This is a genomic window from Vibrio bivalvicida (assembly GCF_001399455.2).
Classification (GTDB): Bacteria; Pseudomonadota; Gammaproteobacteria; order Enterobacterales; family Vibrionaceae; genus Vibrio; species Vibrio bivalvicida.
Map to the genome: position 1 here is coordinate 393,922 of NZ_LLEI02000043.1, position 18,511 is coordinate 412,432.

Here is an 18,511-nt window from a genome sequence, read left to right on the forward strand (position 1 = left end):
ACTAAAAGAAAAGCGAGAGGAAAGACTGATGCGATGGATATTGCTTTGCCTTATTTTTTCGTCCCCAGCATTTGCTACAAAAGTTTTACTGATTGAGAGCTATCACTCCGAGTATCCTTGGGATCAGAGCTATGTTGAAGGGATAACCTCGACACTGATCGACACCGTTGAGTTCGACACTTTTCAGATGGATACCAAACGTGTTCCTAAGGCTGACTACGCAGAAAAAGCAGACCAAGCGTATGTAAAATACCAAGAGTATCAGCCCAACATTGTCATCTTAGGTGATGATAATGCATTATCCTTTATGTTGCCGAAGCTATTTAATGAGCCGATTTCAATTGTGTTCTTAGGCATAAATTCCAACCCGAGAAAGTTACTGTCAAAATATCGTGGTCAGGCCAAAGTAACAGGGGTATTAGAGCGCCCTTTGTTTACCAAATCGTTAGGGGAGCTAGACAAACTATTTGATGTTCAGAACTTTAAAGTAAAGATTCTGTTTGATTCAGGAGTGACTTCTCAGATAGCCAAAAGCTACATCGACAAGCAATATACCTTGATAAGAGACAACCTCGGCATTGAGGTCGATAGCCAGGCGATTACCACCCAAGAAGAGTGGCAGGGTCAAGTTCTTGGGGCTAAGCAGGATGAGTTCACGGTGATCATCGTTGGACTATATCAAACGCTTGTTGATGCACAAGGTAATAATGTTCCCGCAGAGCAAGTGATTAATTGGACCAATCAGCACTCTGAGCTACCGATTTTTGCCTTTTGGGATTTCGCTGTGGGCAAAAACAAAGCAATGGGCGGTGTAGTGTTATTTGGCTATAGCCAAGGAGAGCAAGCAGCCAAGTTAGTGAATCAGATTATTGAACATGGACACAACAAACCAATCCCGATCGTAACAGGTAATCAAGGTAAAGCGATCTATTCTGAGCCAGAGCGAATGCGATGGGATTTGACTTTGCCTTCATATTGGGACTCAATTGATTAATTTGTCACTGGTTTGGGCATCTATGCGGAGAAGTTTGAACTGTGTCGGAGCAATTGATTTACAAATCACGGGATTACAGATAAAAAGAGCAAAAGAATTTGTAATTGATGACGATAATATAAAGTGATCAAACTAAGAAAGTAGAATTATGAGCGGATCAACCAGTACGATTTTAACGGAAAGTGGTACCAATGAACTTGAAATTATTGAGTTTCATTTGGTTAAGGAACTGCCTGATGGCAGCAAAAAGACGTGCTACTACGGTATCAACGTCGCTAAGGTGAGAGAGGTTATCCAAGTACCTGATACAACGGATTACCCAAATGCACAGCCTCACATGGTGGGTGTGTTTTCATCACGTGACATCTTGACCCCGTTGGTCGATCTTGCTGGCTGGTTAGGTGTTCCGACTTCGAAAAACACAGATAAGAAGTTTGTGATTGTCACTGACTTTAACAACATGACCAATGGTTTTTTGATTGACAGTATTAGCCGTATTCATCGAATCTCTTGGAATGATGTTGAATCACCAAGCCAGTTCTTGGAAGCGGGAGAGCAAGATTGTGTTGTTGCTGTAGTACGTAAAGATGGCAACCTGATCATGATTCTCGATTTCGAAAAGATTATCGCAGATATCAACCCAGAGCTGAGTATGGAAAAATACGATGTTACTTTAGACAAGAGTGTCGATCTAAATCAGCGTATGGTGACTAAGCGAAATGCGAAAACGATCATGGTGGTGGATGATTCTGCATTTATACGTTCTATGATTCAAGATACCCTGAGTTCTGCTGGTTACAATATCATTGCTTGTAAAGACGGTGGGGAGGCTCATGATAAATTAATGAGTCTAATCGAGGTTGCCAAGAAAGAAGGGCTTCCGGTTAGCGAGTTCGTTGATGGTGTGGTCACTGATGTTGAAATGCCACGTATGGATGGTATGCACTTAGTTAAACGCCTACGTGACAGTGAAGCTTATTCAACCGTACCGATTGTGATGTTTTCATCGCTTATGAGTGAGGATAATCGGACTAAAGCGTTGGCTTTGGGGGCGAACGATACGATTACCAAACCAGAACTAGGTAGAATGGTGACCATGATGGATAAATATATCTTCGGCAAAGAGTCTTAAGCACTTTTTTTAGACTAGTCTTTCGAAAGGTACGCATTGCGTGCCTTTTGTCGTTATTCCCCCCCCCCCCTTATTCAAAAGTGTTATCTTATCAAATGTGTTGTGGTTAGATATTAAATCTAATAATATAGTTTAAATTCAAACTAAAGTGTGGCACTATGAAACCAACAGATACGATAGGCGGATTGGTAGGCTTAGCTTCAAGAGTACTGACTAATGAGCTTGAAGCGCAATTTAGCCAAAGTGGGCTTAATTTGACCCGTGAGCAATGGATATTCTTGATGACAGTTATTGAAGCAGAGCGTATTACTCCGCTCGAATTGTCACAACGGTTGTTAAAAAATCGAGGTTCGGTGACCAGTCTGATTAAAGGGTTGGAAAAGCGCGATCTGATCCGTCGGCTTATGTCTGAAACTGACGGGAGAAGCTACTCGATTGTCGCGACACAAGAAGCAGTAGCGTTGGTTGAGTCTTCGAAACACGTCGCATTTGGTGTATTGGGCAAAGCACTGCACAACTTTAATAGTCAACAACAACAACAACTTCACGAATTGCTCAACAAGTTTGTGGAGAACCTTTTGGGAGAAAATAATGGATAAACCATTTGAAGACCACGGCCTGTTTAGCTGGTGTGAACTAATGACGACTGATTTTGATCAATCTCTAGAGTTTTATTCTAACGTGCTCGGCTGGACATTAAAAGAAGTGCCGGGGCGAAATCAGTCGCGTTATGCCTTGGTCATGAATGAGAATAGTTCAGAGCCATTTGCAGGCATTCTGACTATGCCGCAGCCTTTAAAAGATCGCGGTGTACCTAGCTTTTGGCAAGCCTATGTGACTGTAGATGATGTGGATACGACGCTAGAGAAAGCAATAGCAAATGGTGCACAAGTGGTCGTGGAGCCAATGGATATAGAGCGTATTGGTCGAATTGCCTCATTTCGTGACCCGCTCGGTAGCGTGTTGTCTGTCATTAAATATGCGAGAAAGTGATACGAAAAGAGGCTCTTGAAGAGCCTCTTTCGAACAGTGCGATATTTACACTTTAAAGAATCCAAGCTGCTGTTTTTGGCTCTCTGCTAAATTTGAAAGTTCTTGGCTTGCAGCAGCAGACTGAGTGATGCCCGTTACATTCTGGCTTACTAACTCGTATATATTGCCAAGGTTTTTATTAATGTCTGAGGTTACCTGACCTTGCTCTTCTGAAGCGACCGCGACTTGTGCATTGAGCGTTGTTAGCTCTGAAATAGAAGCGCTGATGTGACTTAAAGCTTCACTCACTTTAGCAGCCTGCTGTTGGTTTTGAGAAAGCATCGCAAGGCTAGAGTCCATACTGTCATTTGCGCTGCCTGATTGGCTTTGTAACTCTTCGATAATGGTTTGAATTTCTTTGGTCGACTCTTGAGTTCTTGCGGCGAGCATACGTACTTCATCTGCAACTACCGCGAAACCACGTCCGCTTTCACCAGCACGCGCCGCTTCAATAGCAGCGTTCAATGCTAGCAGGTTAGTCTGTTCTGAAATGCTTTCAATTACTTCGATAACTTTACCAATCTGCTCTGATTGGTCTTTTAGTGAATTTACGACACTTGCTGCTAGCGCTAGTTGGTCGGCCATTTTCGCGCTATCACGAGTGTTTTGTTCAAAGATAGCAAGGCTTTCACGCGCAAGTTTATCTGCATTACTAGAGGCTTGATCTGCAAGGTTGGCATTTTGCGTTACTTCACAGGCGGTACTTTCCATCTGGTTAATCGCAGAGGCAACTTGCTCGACCTCGTTTTTTTCTTGGTCAGAATTTGCACTGGATTGGGTCATTACAGCGGCGAGTTCAGTTGATGCAGATGCCACATCGACACTGATGCGAACCAGTGAGTCAACCGTCATTTTGAGTTGAGCTACCGTTGAATTGAAATCTTTAGATAACGCCGTGATTTCGTTATTACCTTCTTCGGCAACAGTCACCTTTAGATTACCTTGGGCAAGCTCTTGCATTGCGTTTTGCAGCTTGCGAATTGGAGTGACGATAATACCGGCTAACGCCCAGCTAATTGCGAATGCACCGAGTAAGACAAAGCCTAAACCAATAACAGAGTTCATCATTACACCAGAGTGAACCTGCTCATTGTATTTGACTTCAGCCATCGCAAGGGCGTTAAGTTTGTTGGACAGTGCTTCGATGGCTTTAACCATTAGGTTGCCTTTGTCACGGTACAGAGAAGATGCTTGATCGTACTGACGTTGAAAGTCCGCAGATATGCTCATCTGGCCGTGTTTCGAGTTGAGTAGCGGTACCATGGTGTTGATTGAGTAGCTCACGTAGCCTTCAATCGCTTCTTCCATTTGTTTTACTTCATTTTGTAACCCCTCGACCTCACGTAGTGAATCAAGTAGACGCAAATTATCGCTTTGTTTAGCAATGAGAGTTGATTGAAGCTGAGCGACATCTTCAGCACGGAACAAGCTATAAATGGCCTTGATACGCATGCCATAGGTGTTATCTATAATCTTGGTCAGGTTATCTTTGTGCTCTACCACGTTTTCGGTGGAAGTCGTCACCTGATTGAAAGCTGTTTTCAAGCTGTTAGTGCTGTATGTGATACCGATGATGAGTAATAGCAAAGTAAATACTACAGGTACGACAACCTGCAGCTTAATAGATAAGCCGTTTAGTAACTGGCGCATTTTGAGTCCTCTCCGATGAAATATTAATAGATTTATTATTGTTATAATGAGAGTGATTCTAATTCCTTTAGTTCATAAATCAATGATGAAATATCTTGCGCTTTTTCAAACTTTGAACAGGCGTTATGCAACTAAATATATCAATCTTTTCATTAGGTTAAAAACCAATCAATTGTGTTACATAATTTGTCAATCGCGAGTTACTGGCCGAAAAATATCTAAGTGGTATACCTCTTCCTATGAAGGAAAAGAAAAAATCATCTGTCATACAGGCTTCAACGAAGTGAAACACAACTGTCATATTCGAGTCCTAAAGTGGGCAGCGTTCAAGTGAAACACAACGGCAATAAAGCCACTTAAGGAAATTGTGATGAAAAAGACAGTAATCGGTGCAATCGCACTTCTAGGCGCAATGGCAGTGACTTCAGTTTCTGCTAAAGAAACTATCTCTGCAGTTGGCTCTAGCAGCGTAACTCCACTGATGGAAGTTTTCTCTGAAACATATATGAAGACACACAACAACGTATTTATCGAAGTTCAAGGCCCTGGTTCTTCTGCTGGTGTTAAAGCAGCGAAAAACGGCAGTGCTGACCTTGGTATGTCTTCACGTAACCTGAAAGATTCTGAAAAAGAGCCTGCGCTTAAAGAATTAACCGTTGCACTAGACGGTATCGCAGTGGTTGTTAACCCTAAAAATGGTCTAGACAAGCTAACTGCTCAACAAGTCACGGCGATTTATAAAGGTGACATCACTAACTGGAAAGACGTCGGTGGTGCAGACAAGCCAATCGTAGCGATCACTCGAGATACTGCTTCTGGTACTCGTGGTGCTTTCGAAGACATCATGAAGCTTAAAAAGAAAATCTCTGGTAAGAAGGTTTCTGCAATCTCTCAACGTGCTCAAGTTGCAAATGGTAACGGTGCACTAAAAACTATGGTTGCTTCAAACCCTTACGCTATCGGCTACATCTCACTAGGTACAGTTGATCAGTCTGTAAACGCGCTTTCAATCGACGGTGTTGAAGCGAACGTTGACAACGTTAAGAACGGTTCTTACAAAGTTGCACGTCCATTCCTTGTTCTTTTCAAAGAAGGCAAGCCATCAGCTGAAGCTCAGAAGTTCCTAGATTGGATGGTTTCTGCTGAAGCACAAACGCTTGTAGACAATAAAGGCTACATCTCAGTTAACTAATATCAGTTAACCCTACTTACTAACTTTGCTCAGCCCACCTTTTCGGGCTGAGCGTTTTCAATCCATTTCGACTCTGCTTTGCAGCTCGAACTGTGAGATTTTCATATGACCATCGCAAATAGTGAAAAGCTTATGAATACTGAAGTGACTCAACTAAATAAGTCAGGTCTGCGTGCCCAAAAACGTGTAGATTGGAAAGAACGTATCTTTCACGGCCTATTTTTAACCAGTGCGGTTATCGGTATTGTCTCTCTAGCGGTTATCGCTTACTTCATTGTTAAAGAAAGTATCCCAGCGTTCCAAGAAGTGGGTGTTTCAGGCATCGTCTTCGGCCAAGATTGGTTACCGCCGGCGCTTTATGGTGTTGCTACCATGATTGTTGCCTCTGTGGTATCAACCTTAGGTGCGGTTGTAGTTGGTGTGCCAGTTGGCGTTCTAACTGCGATTTACATTGCTGAAATCGCGCCAAAACGTGTGGCAGACATTATTCGCCCTGCGGTAGAGCTTTTAGCGGGTATCCCATCGGTCGTATACGGCTTCTTCGGTCTGGTTATCATCGTTCCTCTGATTCAAAATATCTTCAATGTTCCGGCAGGTAACACGATTCTAGCGGGTATTATCGTGCTGGGTGTGATGATTCTTCCAACGGTTATCACGGTATCTGAAACTTCGATTCGCGCAGTACCAAGGACATATAAGGAAGGTTCGTTAGCACTAGGCGCTTCGAAAATCTTTACTATCTTCAAACTGTTAGTACCTGCTGCTCGAAGCGGTATTATGACCGGTGTGATTTTGGGTATCGGCCGTGCCCTTGGTGAAACCATGGCCATCATCATGGTAATGGGTAATGCGCCAGCGATGCCTGAAGGTATCCTTGATTCTGCCCGAACTCTAACGGCGAACATTGCGATTGAAATGTCTTACGCAAGTGGTGTCCACGCGAACGCACTTTACGCAACAGGTGTTGTTCTACTGGTGTTTATTATGTCTCTGAATGCGGTTCTGCTTTACCTTAACCGCGAGAAAGCGAGGTAATGACCATGTCTCAATTATCGCAATCACCTAGCCAATCAAAGGTCTCGCAAATGGATACAGCAAAGCTGAAAAAGGCACGTCAGACTAAAGACAATATCTTAAATGCATTTGTGTGGGCCTCTGCCGCACTAACGGTTGGATTTCTATTCTGGATTATTTGGTACATTTTATCGAATGGTCTTAAGCATGTAGATTGGGCATTCATTACCGATAACTATACAGCGACTGGAGAAGAAAAAGGCATCTTCCCAATGATTGTGTCGACCATATACATGGTTATCGCCTCAATTGCTGTTGCCGCACCTCTTGGCATCATGACGGCAATCTACTTAACCGAGTACGCTAAAGTGGGTAGTCGTTTGGTTAAGGTTATCCGTTTTTGTACTGAGTCACTGGCCGGTATACCATCGATCATCTTTGGCCTATTCGGTATGACTTTCTTTGTTGCGATTCTTGGCCTTGGTTTCTCGATTCTATCGGGTGCTCTAACACTAAGTATCCTTATTCTGCCAGTGATTATTCGTACCACGGAAGAAGCGCTTATGGCAGTACCACAAACTTATCGTGAAGGCTCTTATGCGCTAGGATCTTCAAAAATCTACACCATCTGGCGCCTTATCTTACCTAGTGCGACGCCAGGTATCTTAACTTCGGTCATTCTAAGTATCGGTCGTGTAATTGGTGAATCAGCACCAGTTTTTTTAACGGCGGGTATGGTTGCGCGAATTCCGGATTCGTTACTCGATTCAGGGCGCACGCTGACGGTTCATCTATATAAGCTAACAACCGAGCTGTTCACTATTGAAGAGTGGAATCAAGCGTACGGTACAGCAACAGTGCTGATTGTAGTGGTCTTATTGATTAATACGGCGACTAAGTTCATTGCTAGCCGCTTTAACAAAGCTACGTATTAAGCCTACTCAGCACAGTTAGACACGAATTATAGAATTAAGAGACTAAGAACATGAACAAGTTTAATATTGAAAACCTAGATCTATTTTATGGCGAAAACCAAGCACTTAAGTCAATTAACCTTCCAGTTCCAGAGCGCCAAGTTACCGCTTTGATCGGTCCATCTGGCTGTGGTAAATCAACGTTATTGCGCTGCTTGAACCGAATGAATGACCTGATTGAAGGTGTGAAGATAACGGGGCGTCTAGATATGGACGGTGACGACATCTACGGAAACATTGATGTTGCAGATCTGCGTATCAAGGTTGGTATGGTTTTCCAAAAGCCAAACCCATTCCCAATGAGCATCTATGAGAATGTTGCGTACGGTCTACGGGCTCAAGGTATCAAAGATAAAAAACACATCGACGAAGTAGTAGAGCGCTCGTTGCGTGGTGCCGCATTATGGGATGAAGTAAAAGATCGCCTTAAGTCTCATGCATTTGGTTTGTCTGGTGGTCAGCAGCAACGTCTGTGTATCGCTCGTACGATAGCGATGGAACCGGATGTTATCCTAATGGATGAACCCACCTCAGCACTTGACCCAATAGCAACTCATAAAATTGAAGAGCTAATGGAAGAGTTAAAGAAAAACTACACAATCGTCATCGTCACTCACTCAATGCAGCAAGCGCGCCGTATTTCTGACCGTACTGCGTTTTTCTTAATGGGAGAGCTTGTAGAGCACAACGATACTCAGGTGATCTTCAGTACACCGAAAGATGACCGCACTAAAGGTTATGTAAACGGTGACTTCGGTTAACCAGTTACTAAGAGAATATTATAACTATAAGCGATGGTACTTTGCCCCTCTTTATGAGGGGCTTTTTTATGTCTTTTAGAAGATGTATTCAGTTAGGGCTATCGCATTTGACTCAAACAAGAAGTGCTGCAAAGTATGCGCGTCAAATTCACCTAGTGCTTTAACCAACGGTGTTGGTAGCATCCACCTTCCTAGAAGCGTGCTTTTCTATGTACATTCGGCTGTCAGCGATGAGCATGAGTTCGTTGCTCTCTTCTGCGTCTTCCGGGAAATGCGCACTGCCAACACTCGAACTCATATGAATCGCGGTCCCATCCGTTACTATGATTGAAGCTCGCATTTTGTGGTGAATGTCATTGGTAATAGAGGCGATTTCGTTTTCATCGATTTTGTCACTTATCACAGCAAACTCATCTCCCCCTATACGGTAGCATATTGCATCTAAGCAACTTAACCTTTCAGCGAATGCTTTGAGTACCCTGTCTCCTGCTTGATGGCCGTGTTGGTCGTTCACTTCTTTGAAACCATTCAGGTCAAGCAAGAACAGGTGGAATGGGTAGTCGTTGTGAATTCTCCATTTCAGATCGTTAAACAACGCTAAGCGGTTTGCGATGCCAGTTAACGAGTCTGTTAGCGACTGTTGTCGATGGTATTCAGACTCTTTGTGGAGTATGAATGTGACTAGTACGACGCATACGATCAGCAAGAGCAAAGAAGTTAATTGGATCTGGTTTAAATTTTTTGCTGCTTGTTGTTGGTATTCATACAAAGGACTTTTAACACGAAAGTTGGTGTTCACATACTTAATCATCGAATGATAGAGGGCGTCTAACTCAACTGAAAGGGCATCTGCTTGTTGCTGTGAATTTAATTGCTCAAGCTTAGGCTCTAAAGATTGGAAGTGGGTAAATAGTGTTGTGAAAAACTCTCTTGCTCCTGGTAGCGAGATAAACGAGTCCGCTTCATCGCTTGTGAGTAGCAGATCAAAACGCGACCAAGTAAGCTCATATTTCAACAAAGCATTATCTAGATACTCATTATTGTTGGTCGAAAAGGGCACAATGGCTTTTAACTCGGTGAACTCTTTAGTCAACTGAAGCAAAAACCAGGTAGCTTGGTTTTGTTGTTCACTGTATGACTGGGCATGCTGTCGAGTTGCCGAAAGAAAGAATAGGTTGGCAGCAATCAACACAACGCTAAGGAGAAGCAGTAAATACTTTGCGCGTTTTAATAACGTAGAAGGATCACTTGTATTATTGAGTTTCCACATCTTCTTTTCTATGCACCATTATCTCATCAATTTGCCACACCATTTGTGAATGAAATACGGCATTATCGATCTCTGGGTTCTTATCTAAATCAAAGACCAGCCAATAAGGGCCTTTGTTTCGAACCTTCATTTTTTTGTCATTCATTTTGTATGCAACAATGGGTTCATATTGCAGAATATCTTCAATTTGAGAACTTGCGGCGTAATCGTTAAGTGCTATGAAAGAGATGGAGAAAGCATCGTCTATGGCTAGGTATTTCAATAGTTCGGTGACTTTGAAGCCGGTATATTTGTTTTTATTTGGATACCAAGGAAGATCGGTAGTGAATGAAGTTGGCTTTAAATGTGTGGTGATATCTGTATGGGAGAGAAATATGGGTTGTTGTTCTCCAACGCGGATAACGAGTGGGGCAGCGAGAATCTGAAAACTCGCGACTAGTGATAGAAATACTAGCAACCACCTCATAAGCACTCCTGCATCTAATATTATTATGCAATGTATCATTAATTATATGATGAGATGATTAGTTAGGTAGTTTTAATTTCTATTCTACCAATCAACTAGCCAATTAGTAGTAGAGGAATGTTAGGCACAAAAAAGCCCCCGAAGGGGCTCAAAGAAAAGTTGATTAGAATATGAGGTGAGCCACTCCGGCAATCACTGGTAAGGTAATCAAGGTACGCAAGATGAAGATTGCGAACAACTCAAAGATATTCACTGGAATACGGCTACCAAGCAGTAGAGCACCAACTTCAGACATGTAAATCAACTGTGTTACTGACATAGCTGCGATGACAAAGCGAGTCATTTCATTGTCAATTGAAGCGGCTAAAATTGCAGGAATAAACATATCTGCAAAGCCAACAACGATCGTTTCTGATGCTGCCGCCGCTTCAGGTACTCCTAGCAGTTCAAGGAATGGGATGAAAGGTTGACCAAGAACACTAAACACTGAAGTGTACTCGGCAATTACAAGTGCAATCGTACCTAAGCCCATAACGACAGGAAGCACGCCGAATACCATATCGACGGCATTACGTACTCCTTCACCAAAGACACCTTTAACCGACTTCACCTGAGCTGCTTTCTTTAGCGCCAGATCCAAACCCCATGAGAAAGCTGTGTGCCCTAGAGGAATCGCATCTGCATCTTTGTCTGGGGTTGAACCGTCGATGAAGGTGTTTTTCTTAAAGCTTAATGGCGGAAGGCGAGGGATGATAATTGCCGCAACTAAACCCGCTAAGCAGATAGCACCATAGAATGGCAGGAATAGGTGTTCTAGCTCTACCTGAGCAATGACGACTAAACTGAAGGTAATCGAGACTGCAGAAAAAGTTGTACCGACAACAGCGGCTTCACGTTGCGTATAGAACTTGTTTTCATACTGCTTACTTGTAAGAAGGATACCGACAGAACCATCACCAAGCCAAGACGCCATACAGTCAATGGCGCTACGTCCTGGTAGATTAAATACTGGACGCATCACTTTACTCAGTAATGTGCCGAATAATTCTAGCAAGCCAAAGTTAAGGAGTAGCGGTAACAGTAATCCCGCGAAAATGAAGACAGAAAATAGAGTAGGTAGTAGCCCTTCAAGAACAAGGCCACCTGTGTTTTCTTCCCATACGGCGTTTGGTCCTACTTGGAAAAATGTCATGGTGACAGCGGCGCCACCAATTAACCTTACGGCTAGCCAAAGTGGGCTTGGATTGAATAATCCATTTAGAAAGTCATTGCTAGCGATAAAAGCAGGTGTTTTGATCCGGCACAGTGCAGAGGCTACAGCCATAAATGCGATGATAGCCGTTATCATACCAACTAGGTGGTCACCAAAAATGGCTTGGATTGATTTCGCCAGTACTGCGACAGGAATAGTGATATCGCCTTCGTAGCTGATCGGAGCCATAAAAAGGAACAGACCGACTAATGAAGGAATAAAGAACATCCAAAAGTTACTTTTGCCCTTTGGCTGTTCTGTTGATTGAGCGCTATTTTGCATACGTTTCTCGAGTTACAACTAGTTAAATAGTATAGCCATTCCGAATGGCATATATATTCACTAAACATCCATATATTATCAAACTGGCGCAAGATTAATGACTTTTATGCATCCTTGCAATACTATTCAATAAATATCGTTAAATATTCACAATAAAGCGTTGAATATTTGTAATTTAGTGGTTGAATGTATCGAGGATGTTAAATTGTTTGCCTGTGTGTTTCAAGTGATGTGGCACATTATTTGTTCGTACTATGGTTGAAAAGGAAGCGCCAATAGGCAAGAGCGAGTATGAAAGCCAAAGCGACAGGTAGCAGTAATGCTGCTATTGAGTAAAGTGAAAACAACTTGGCGCCTAAAACACCACCGAATAAAAATCCACAGAAAATAAACATAAATAGTTTAGCTTTCCTATAGTCGAAGCTCTCCCCACGTAACTTTGCCCCAACCATCAGCCCTAAATCAGTGATGATCCCTGTCAGATGGGTAGTCCGAACAATCGCCCCGCTAAAAGTCGTGATCATCGCGTTTTGTAGGCCACATGCGGCTGAAGCGAAGTATTGCCCTGAAAGGTAGTTTCTATCAAGTAGCCAATACGCGCCTAGTAGTAACAAGCCCTCAACGCACAGTGCGACTCCGTATCTACGGCCTAGCTTAAGAGCAGTGCTCTCGATAAATAGCCCACTTAGTATGGCACCACATAGAAAACTGAATAGGATGAGAAACAGATGACTAGTTTGCGCATTGAGTTCTTTTATTGACGCCCCTAGTAAGGTTACTGTACCAGATATATGTGAAACCGCTTGGTGCTGGAAACCGAGCAACCCAATGGCATTGACAGTGCCTGCCAATAAGGCGAGTAGAAAAGCGCCATACTCTACCCAACGAGGAAGTTTGGTGATCAAAATTGGCTCCTTAGATTAGGGCGCAATTATAGAGCGACTATGCTTCCTTCGGTAGAGGGAAGTTACCGAGAAAATTGATCCGAAACAATGAAGCGAAAAGATCTAATGGTAGTGTTCCATCTGACAGTCAAACTTAACCCACCCATGTTTCTTCTCCTCATAAACTGAAAAACTTGGAGTGGGGAAATCTTGCTCGTTGAATACGCCGACAGGCACAACAATAAAATCGGGTGCAGCTTGTAGGCTGAGTAGCATAGTCGTACTGCATCTTGGACAAAAAGAGTAGGTCACTTGATTGCCAGAATCACTTATTCGAGTGTAATCCACCAGTTCACCGCTAAAGGAAACTTGCTCTTTTAAAAAGCGAGCTTGTACACCAAATACGCTACCAGTCCGTTTTTGACAGTCAAAGCAATGGCAAATAGCGGTACGGGTAGGCTCACCATGACAAACTAAGTTGGCTTGACCGCAACTGCAACCTGCTATTCGAACTTTCTTGTGCTGTACCATTTTAACTCCTATTTATACCCTGTTAACATGGTGGCGATTATTCTAAAGACTTCAACAAGACCTTAACTAAGATGAAAAAGCGCCTATTACCTGTTCCACTTATCCTTTTGATTCCTATCGTATTGCTAATAATAGTTTCTGTGGCAGGGGTTTACCGATTTAGCCTTAGTGATGAAGAAATTTTAGCCAAATTTCCTAGCCAAGTCTCGCAAACAGATCCCGTAATGCAAACCGTGTTTTCGATTAAAACTGCAAATCCTTGGACAGTCAAAATTCCTGAAAGTAGTGCCTTTACATTTATAGATGATATGGATCAGCTACCAATTGTTAAAGGAACATACGAAGACGGTGCTGAACGAGGTGTGGTTTCGACTAATACTGATTTTAATGTCCAGGTAAACGAGACGACCTATGTGTCCCCTTTTGCTGTGAGCAATCAAGGCTCCGGTACTTTCTATTATCTGCTTGTCTCTAAGTATGACGAATTTAGACAGCGCATGGTAACTAAGGGAGCAACTTACCTAGGGGACCGAATTCGTGTACAAGAGTTGTCGGTAGGAGGCTCTGTGGTGACCGTTAAACTCTTGGAACGTGATGAACATCAAGCCATGTCTGAGGAGCCTTCTAAATTAACCACTATACTTTTCAAGGTAACTGAGCAAGATAGCTTAGAAAAGCAATAGGGTGGAAGAACCCGGTGTATCCGCATTGAATATGTGCGATAGATTGCTTATGATTTGACCTAGCAAGTTGTGAGATGGAATTGAATTGTCGTTAATGGAGTAAACTATGATTAATAAGCGTTTTTTTAAAACGAAAGATGAAGTTGAAGTTACCTTTGAACTTTCAGCTGATGAAGTAGGTCAATCAGTTGCAATTGTCGCTGACTTTCTAGACTGGCAACCTGCCGAAATGAAAAAAGTCGCGAAGTCTAAATCGTATAAATTCAAGACTCGTCTACCTAAAGATAGCCAGTTTGAGTTCAGGTATTTGGTAGACAAAGAAAAATGGGTCAATGATCCGCAAGCCGACCAGTATCGTCCGAACGGATATGGTGAAGATAACGGTTTAATCTCGACTTATCAGTAATACCGATAGGTCCAGAAATAAGCTCTAATTTAGATAAATAAAGGTGCATTCTGCGCCTTTTTTGATTTAAATCTGACAATTCGAAGGTGACAAGTTCTAGATAAATTCGTAACCTTATGCCTTTGTTTATATCAGGTAATAGGTCAAATTGTGCTAACTAGAAGTTTGAAGACTCGCTTCCAACAGTTGTCTAGACCCAAAAAGATGATGGTGGTGAGTTTACCTCTCTTGGCTGCAGTCGCTCTTTCAAGTGTTCCCAAGCATGGCAAATACCATCGCACTATTGATCTCTCCCTCCCTGAATCATCACTTGTATCAGATTTTCTGCTCGACAATGACGTTGTTCGTGATGTGCCTGATTATGAGTATGTGATACAAGCGGGTGATAACCTAAGTTCTATTTTCGAACAGTTAGGCTTCGGCTACAGTGAGCTTATGAAGATCATGGAAACTGATCTTAACTTCCTTGCCTTAGATACGCTAAAACCTGGAAACACACTTAGATTCTGGCGCGATGAAGAAACTGGTCATTTAGGCAAAATGGAGCTTGAGTTTAGTCTCGTTGAACGTGCGCTCTATAATAGGCTTGATGACGGTAGCTATGAGTTTGCAGATGTTAAGATTCCGGGTGTTTGGAAGTCGTTCCCTATGGTCGGAGAAATCAATGGTAGCTTTTCTCAGTCAGTCAACGCTCTGGGATTAGGCAAGGGTGAAATCGATCAAGTGGTGGGACTGCTCAAAGATAAGATCAATTTTGCACGTGATTTGCGTGCAGGCGATAAATTTGAAGTGGTTCAATCTCGTCAGTTTGTTGGAGAGCAGCTTACTGGTAACCAAGAGATTCAAGCGATTAAGATTTACAATCGTGGTCGTGTCCTTTCTGCGTATCTTCACAGTGATGGCCAGTATTACGATTACAGTGGTGACAGTTTACAACGTGCTTTCCAACGCAAGCCTGTTAATGGTCGATACCGGTTGAGTTCGAATTTTAACCCGACTCGTAAGCACCCTGTGACGGGACGAGTATCTCCTCACAATGGTACGGACTGGGCAACACCAACGGGTACTCCTATTGTCTCGACCGGTGATGGTGTGGTTATCATGACGCGCAAACACCCTTACGCGGGTAACTATGTGGTTATCCAACACGGGAGCCGCTACAAAACACGTTACCTTCATTTGAGTAAGATTTTGGTGCGCAAAGGTCAGAAGATTTCCCGTGGTCAGCGAATTGGATTATCTGGCGCAACAGGTCGTGTTACAGGCCCTCATATTCACTATGAGTTGATTGACCGTGGTAGACCTGTCAATGCAATGAAAGCCAATATCCCAATGGCAAGTTCAGTGCCGAAGAAGCAGATGGCATCATTCCAGTCTCATAGAGATGAGATGGATAAGATGCTCAAGCAAAGGGAAATCGAACTCGCTAAGCAACCGAGTGGTGCGAGTACCAGTTGAGTTTGACATGTGATAGTAAAAAGGCTTCCGTTATGGAAGCCTTTGCTCGTCATAAGTTTGATTACTTGTTTGCGTTGCCCAATTGTAACCAAGTATCGATAACTGTATCCGGGTTGAGCGAAACAGAGCTAATACCTTGCGCCATCAACCACTCAGCTAAGTCTTCATGATCCGACGGACCTTGACCACAGATCCCAACGTACTTGCCAGCTTTAGTTGCGGCATCAATGGCCATCTTGAGCATGGCTTTCACCGCAGGGTTACGCTCATCAAACAGGTGTGCAACATCCCCTGAGTCACGGTCTAACCCAAGAGTTAGCTGAGTCATATCGTTTGAACCAATAGAGAATCCATCAAAGTATTTCAGGAACTCATCGGCTAGTATCGCGTTCGATGGCAATTCACACATCATGATCACTTTTAAACCTTGGTCGCCACGACGCAAATCAAACTTGGCTAAAAGGTCGATGACCGAAGCCGCTTCACTTGGTGTACGAACGAATGGGATCATGATCTCGACATTTTTAAGACCCATTTGGTTACGAACGCGCTTGATCGCTTGCGTTTCTAACTCAAAGCAGTCTTCAAATACTGGCGAGATATAGCGTGATGCGCCACGGAAACCAAGCATTGGGTTCTCTTCGTGTGGTTCAAAGCTCTTACCGCCGACCAGGTTGCTGTATTCGTTAGACTTAAAGTCAGACATACGAACGATCACACGCTTAGGCCAGAATGCTGCACCAATTGTAGCAATACCTTCCGTTAGTTTACTTACATAGAAGTCGATTGGATCTTGGTAGCCACGGATACGCTGGTTGATTTCGGCTTTTAGCTCGTCACTTTGCTGATCAAAGTTCAGTAGCGCTTTCGGGTGAATACCAATCATCTTGTTGATAATGAACTCTAGCCGCGCTAGACCTACACCTTCGTTAGGTATTTGTGCGAAGTCAAAGGCGCGATCTGGGTTACCTACGTTCATCATCACTTTAGTTGGAAGCATTGGCAGTTCATCAACAGCAGAGCGCTTCACTTCGAACTCAAGCTCACCCTGGTAAACGTAGCCTGTTTCACCTTCAGAGCAAGAAACCGTTACGGTTGTACCGTCATCAAGGCTAGTGGTTGCATTGCCACAGCCAACAATGGCCGGAATGCCTAGTTCACGAGCAATGATCGCCGCGTGGCACGTTCGGCCACCACGGTTGGTGACTATTGCAGACGCCTTTTTCATCACAGGTTCCCAGTCTGGGTCTGTCATATCAGTGACAAGTACGTCGCCATCTTGCACCAAAGACATCTGATCAAGTGAATCAACCAAGCGTACCGGGCCAGAACCAATGCGTTGACCAATAGCGCGACCTTCGACTAAAACGTCAGCTTTATTACTTAGCTCATAACGCTCAATCACGTTCTGCTCGCTTTGGGAACATACTGTTTCCGGGCGTGCTTGTACAATATAAAGTTTACCGTCGATGCCATCTTTTGCCCACTCAATGTCCATAGGACGCTGGTAGTGTTTTTCGATGATCATTGCCTGTTTCGCTAGCTCTTTGATCTCTTCATCGTTAAGAGAGAAGGCCTGACGCTCTTGCTTAGAGGTATCAATAATGTCGACCTGCTTACCAATCTCTTGGTTAGTTGAGTAGATCATTTTGATCAGTTTAGAGCCAAAGGTTTTCTTAACGATTGGGTAGTGACCCGCTTCGAGCATCGGCTTGTGGACGTAAAACTCGTCAGGGTTAACTGCGCCTTGTACAACCATTTCGCCAAGGCCCCAAGAAGAAGTAATAAATACAACTTGGTCGAAGCCTGACTCAGTATCTAGGGTGAACATAACACCTGAAGATGCTTTGTCAGAGCGAACCATGCGTTGAATACCTGCTGAAAGCGAGATTCCGCGATGGTCGAAGCCTTGGTGAACACGGTACGAAATAGCACGGTCGTTGAACAGTGACGCGTAAACGTGTTTCGTTGCTTCAAGGACGGCATCGATGCCTTTCACGTTAAGGAAAGTCTCTTGCTGACCAGCGAAAGAAGCGTCTGGTAAGTCTTCAGCGGTGGCTGATGAACGAACAGCGACTGAAAGTTCATCATTGCCGCCAATAAGTTCTTGGTAATTTTCACGTATATCCTGCTCTAGATCAGCAGGGAAGGGGGCTTCTAAAACCCATTGACGGATGGTAGCACCTGTCTTACGCAGAGCGTCTACATCATCAACGTCCAGTTCATCCAGCAATTGGTGAATGCGGTCATCCAGTCCTTCAAAATCTAGGAACTGGTTAAACGCGTAGGAAGTGGTCGCAAAACCGTTTGGTACTGAAACGCCAGCATTGGACAGGTTTGAAACCATTTCACCAAGTGAGGCATTCTTACCGCCGACTTTGTCGACATCTTCCATGGATAGGCCATCGAACCAAAGGGTGTTATTTTGCATGTCTTTCTCCAGAAACATTGCAGCTTTGTAGGGATTGGGCAAACGATTACGTAAAAGCTTAAAAAAATTCGCAAGGAATTTTCAAAGCTGTGGGGGCCG

The 18,511-nt window shown here is 43.5% G+C and carries 18 protein-coding genes; 11 read left to right on the top strand and 7 right to left on the bottom strand.

The window, feature by feature from the left end; all coding sequences use genetic code 11:
* The first annotated feature begins 28 nt into the window (after window positions 1–28).
* The 4 genes from APB76_RS16175 to APB76_RS16190 all read left to right on the top strand — a co-directional run bounded on the left by APB76_RS16175 (window position 29) and on the right by APB76_RS16190 (window position 3,119).
* On the top strand, window positions 29–994 hold the full coding sequence (locus APB76_RS16175) for an ABC transporter substrate-binding protein (protein WP_049843219.1): 966 nt from the start codon (window positions 29–31) through the stop codon (window positions 992–994).
* A gap of 148 nt (window positions 995–1,142) precedes the next feature.
* Entirely contained in the window at window positions 1,143–2,126 is a 984-nt protein-coding gene (locus APB76_RS16180; RefSeq protein WP_054961927.1) for a chemotaxis protein, read from the top strand.
* Between the two features lie 158 nt (window positions 2,127–2,284).
* On the top strand, window positions 2,285–2,725 hold the full coding sequence (locus APB76_RS16185) for a MarR family winged helix-turn-helix transcriptional regulator (RefSeq protein WP_237767921.1): 441 nt from the start codon (window positions 2,285–2,287) through the stop codon (window positions 2,723–2,725).
* Entirely contained in the window at window positions 2,718–3,119 is a 402-nt protein-coding gene (locus APB76_RS16190; protein ID WP_054961928.1) for a VOC family protein, read from the top strand. The genes APB76_RS16185 and APB76_RS16190 overlap by 8 nt, the downstream gene beginning before the upstream one ends.
* Window positions 3,120–3,164: 45 nt before the next feature.
* Here the strand turns inward: APB76_RS16190 and APB76_RS16195 are convergent, their stop codons facing one another.
* On the bottom strand, window positions 3,165–4,808 hold the full coding sequence (locus APB76_RS16195) for a methyl-accepting chemotaxis protein (protein WP_054961929.1): 1,644 nt from the start codon (window positions 4,806–4,808) through the stop codon (window positions 3,165–3,167).
* 370 nt (window positions 4,809–5,178) lie between these two features.
* Here APB76_RS16195 and APB76_RS16200 point away from each other — a divergent pair, with 370 nt between their 5' ends.
* The 4 genes from APB76_RS16200 (at window position 5,179) to pstB (ending at window position 8,749) form a co-directional block, all read left to right on the top strand.
* Window positions 5,179–6,000, top strand: a complete 822-nt coding sequence (locus tag APB76_RS16200; RefSeq protein ID WP_054961930.1) for a phosphate ABC transporter substrate-binding protein — start codon at window positions 5,179–5,181, stop codon at window positions 5,998–6,000.
* A gap of 105 nt (window positions 6,001–6,105) precedes the next feature.
* Window positions 6,106–7,035, top strand: coding sequence for a phosphate ABC transporter permease subunit PstC (gene pstC / locus APB76_RS16205; RefSeq protein WP_049843215.1), 930 nt, complete (start codon window positions 6,106–6,108; stop codon window positions 7,033–7,035).
* Between the two features lie 50 nt (window positions 7,036–7,085).
* The gene (gene pstA / locus APB76_RS16210) at window positions 7,086–7,949 is read left to right on the top strand and encodes a phosphate ABC transporter permease PstA (RefSeq protein WP_049843442.1); all 864 of its coding nucleotides are present in this window, start codon (window positions 7,086–7,088) and stop codon (window positions 7,947–7,949) included.
* Window positions 7,950–7,999: 50 nt separating this feature from the next.
* On the top strand, window positions 8,000–8,749 hold the full coding sequence (pstB, locus tag APB76_RS16215; RefSeq protein WP_049843214.1) for a phosphate ABC transporter ATP-binding protein PstB: 750 nt from the start codon (window positions 8,000–8,002) through the stop codon (window positions 8,747–8,749).
* A gap of 160 nt (window positions 8,750–8,909) precedes the next feature.
* On the opposite strand, the gene APB76_RS16220 is transcribed toward pstB, so the two are convergent.
* The 5 genes from APB76_RS16220 to APB76_RS16240 all read right to left on the bottom strand — a co-directional run bounded on the left by APB76_RS16220 (window position 8,910) and on the right by APB76_RS16240 (window position 13,434).
* A complete protein-coding gene (locus APB76_RS16220) occupies window positions 8,910–10,019 on the bottom strand; it encodes a GGDEF domain-containing protein (protein WP_054961931.1) in 1,110 nt (369 codons plus the stop codon).
* Window positions 10,003–10,485, bottom strand: coding sequence for a molybdopterin-dependent oxidoreductase (locus APB76_RS16225; RefSeq protein ID WP_049843212.1), 483 nt, complete (start codon window positions 10,483–10,485; stop codon window positions 10,003–10,005). Before APB76_RS16225 ends, APB76_RS16220 begins: the two co-directional genes overlap by 17 nt.
* A 163-nt stretch (window positions 10,486–10,648) precedes the next feature.
* A complete protein-coding gene (locus APB76_RS16230; RefSeq protein WP_049843211.1) occupies window positions 10,649–12,019 on the bottom strand; it encodes a YjiH family protein in 1,371 nt (456 codons plus the stop codon).
* A gap of 239 nt (window positions 12,020–12,258) precedes the next feature.
* Window positions 12,259–12,924, bottom strand: coding sequence for a YoaK family protein (locus tag APB76_RS16235; protein ID WP_049843210.1), 666 nt, complete (start codon window positions 12,922–12,924; stop codon window positions 12,259–12,261).
* 102 nt (window positions 12,925–13,026) lie between these two features.
* Window positions 13,027–13,434, bottom strand: a complete 408-nt coding sequence (locus tag APB76_RS16240) for a GFA family protein (RefSeq protein ID WP_049843209.1) — start codon at window positions 13,432–13,434, stop codon at window positions 13,027–13,029.
* Between the two features lie 71 nt (window positions 13,435–13,505).
* Here APB76_RS16240 and APB76_RS16245 point away from each other — a divergent pair, with 71 nt between their 5' ends.
* The 3 genes from APB76_RS16245 (at window position 13,506) to APB76_RS16255 (ending at window position 15,981) form a co-directional block, all read left to right on the top strand.
* Complete coding sequence (locus APB76_RS16245) at window positions 13,506–14,117, top strand: hypothetical protein (protein ID WP_049843208.1); 612 nt, start codon at window positions 13,506–13,508, stop codon at window positions 14,115–14,117.
* 106 nt (window positions 14,118–14,223) lie between these two features.
* Window positions 14,224–14,523 carry an isoamylase early set domain-containing protein gene (locus APB76_RS16250; RefSeq protein ID WP_049843207.1) on the top strand — a complete coding sequence of 100 codons (300 nt, stop codon included), beginning with the start codon at window positions 14,224–14,226 and terminating at the stop codon, window positions 14,521–14,523.
* 204 nt (window positions 14,524–14,727) lie between these two features.
* The gene (locus APB76_RS16255; protein ID WP_049843206.1) at window positions 14,728–15,981 is read left to right on the top strand and encodes a peptidoglycan DD-metalloendopeptidase family protein; all 1,254 of its coding nucleotides are present in this window, start codon (window positions 14,728–14,730) and stop codon (window positions 15,979–15,981) included.
* 61 nt (window positions 15,982–16,042) lie between these two features.
* Here APB76_RS16255 and ppsA read toward each other — a convergent pair whose 3' ends face one another.
* A complete protein-coding gene (ppsA, locus tag APB76_RS16260) occupies window positions 16,043–18,412 on the bottom strand; it encodes a phosphoenolpyruvate synthase (protein ID WP_054961932.1) in 2,370 nt (789 codons plus the stop codon).
* Window positions 18,413–18,511: the final 99 nt, after the last annotated feature.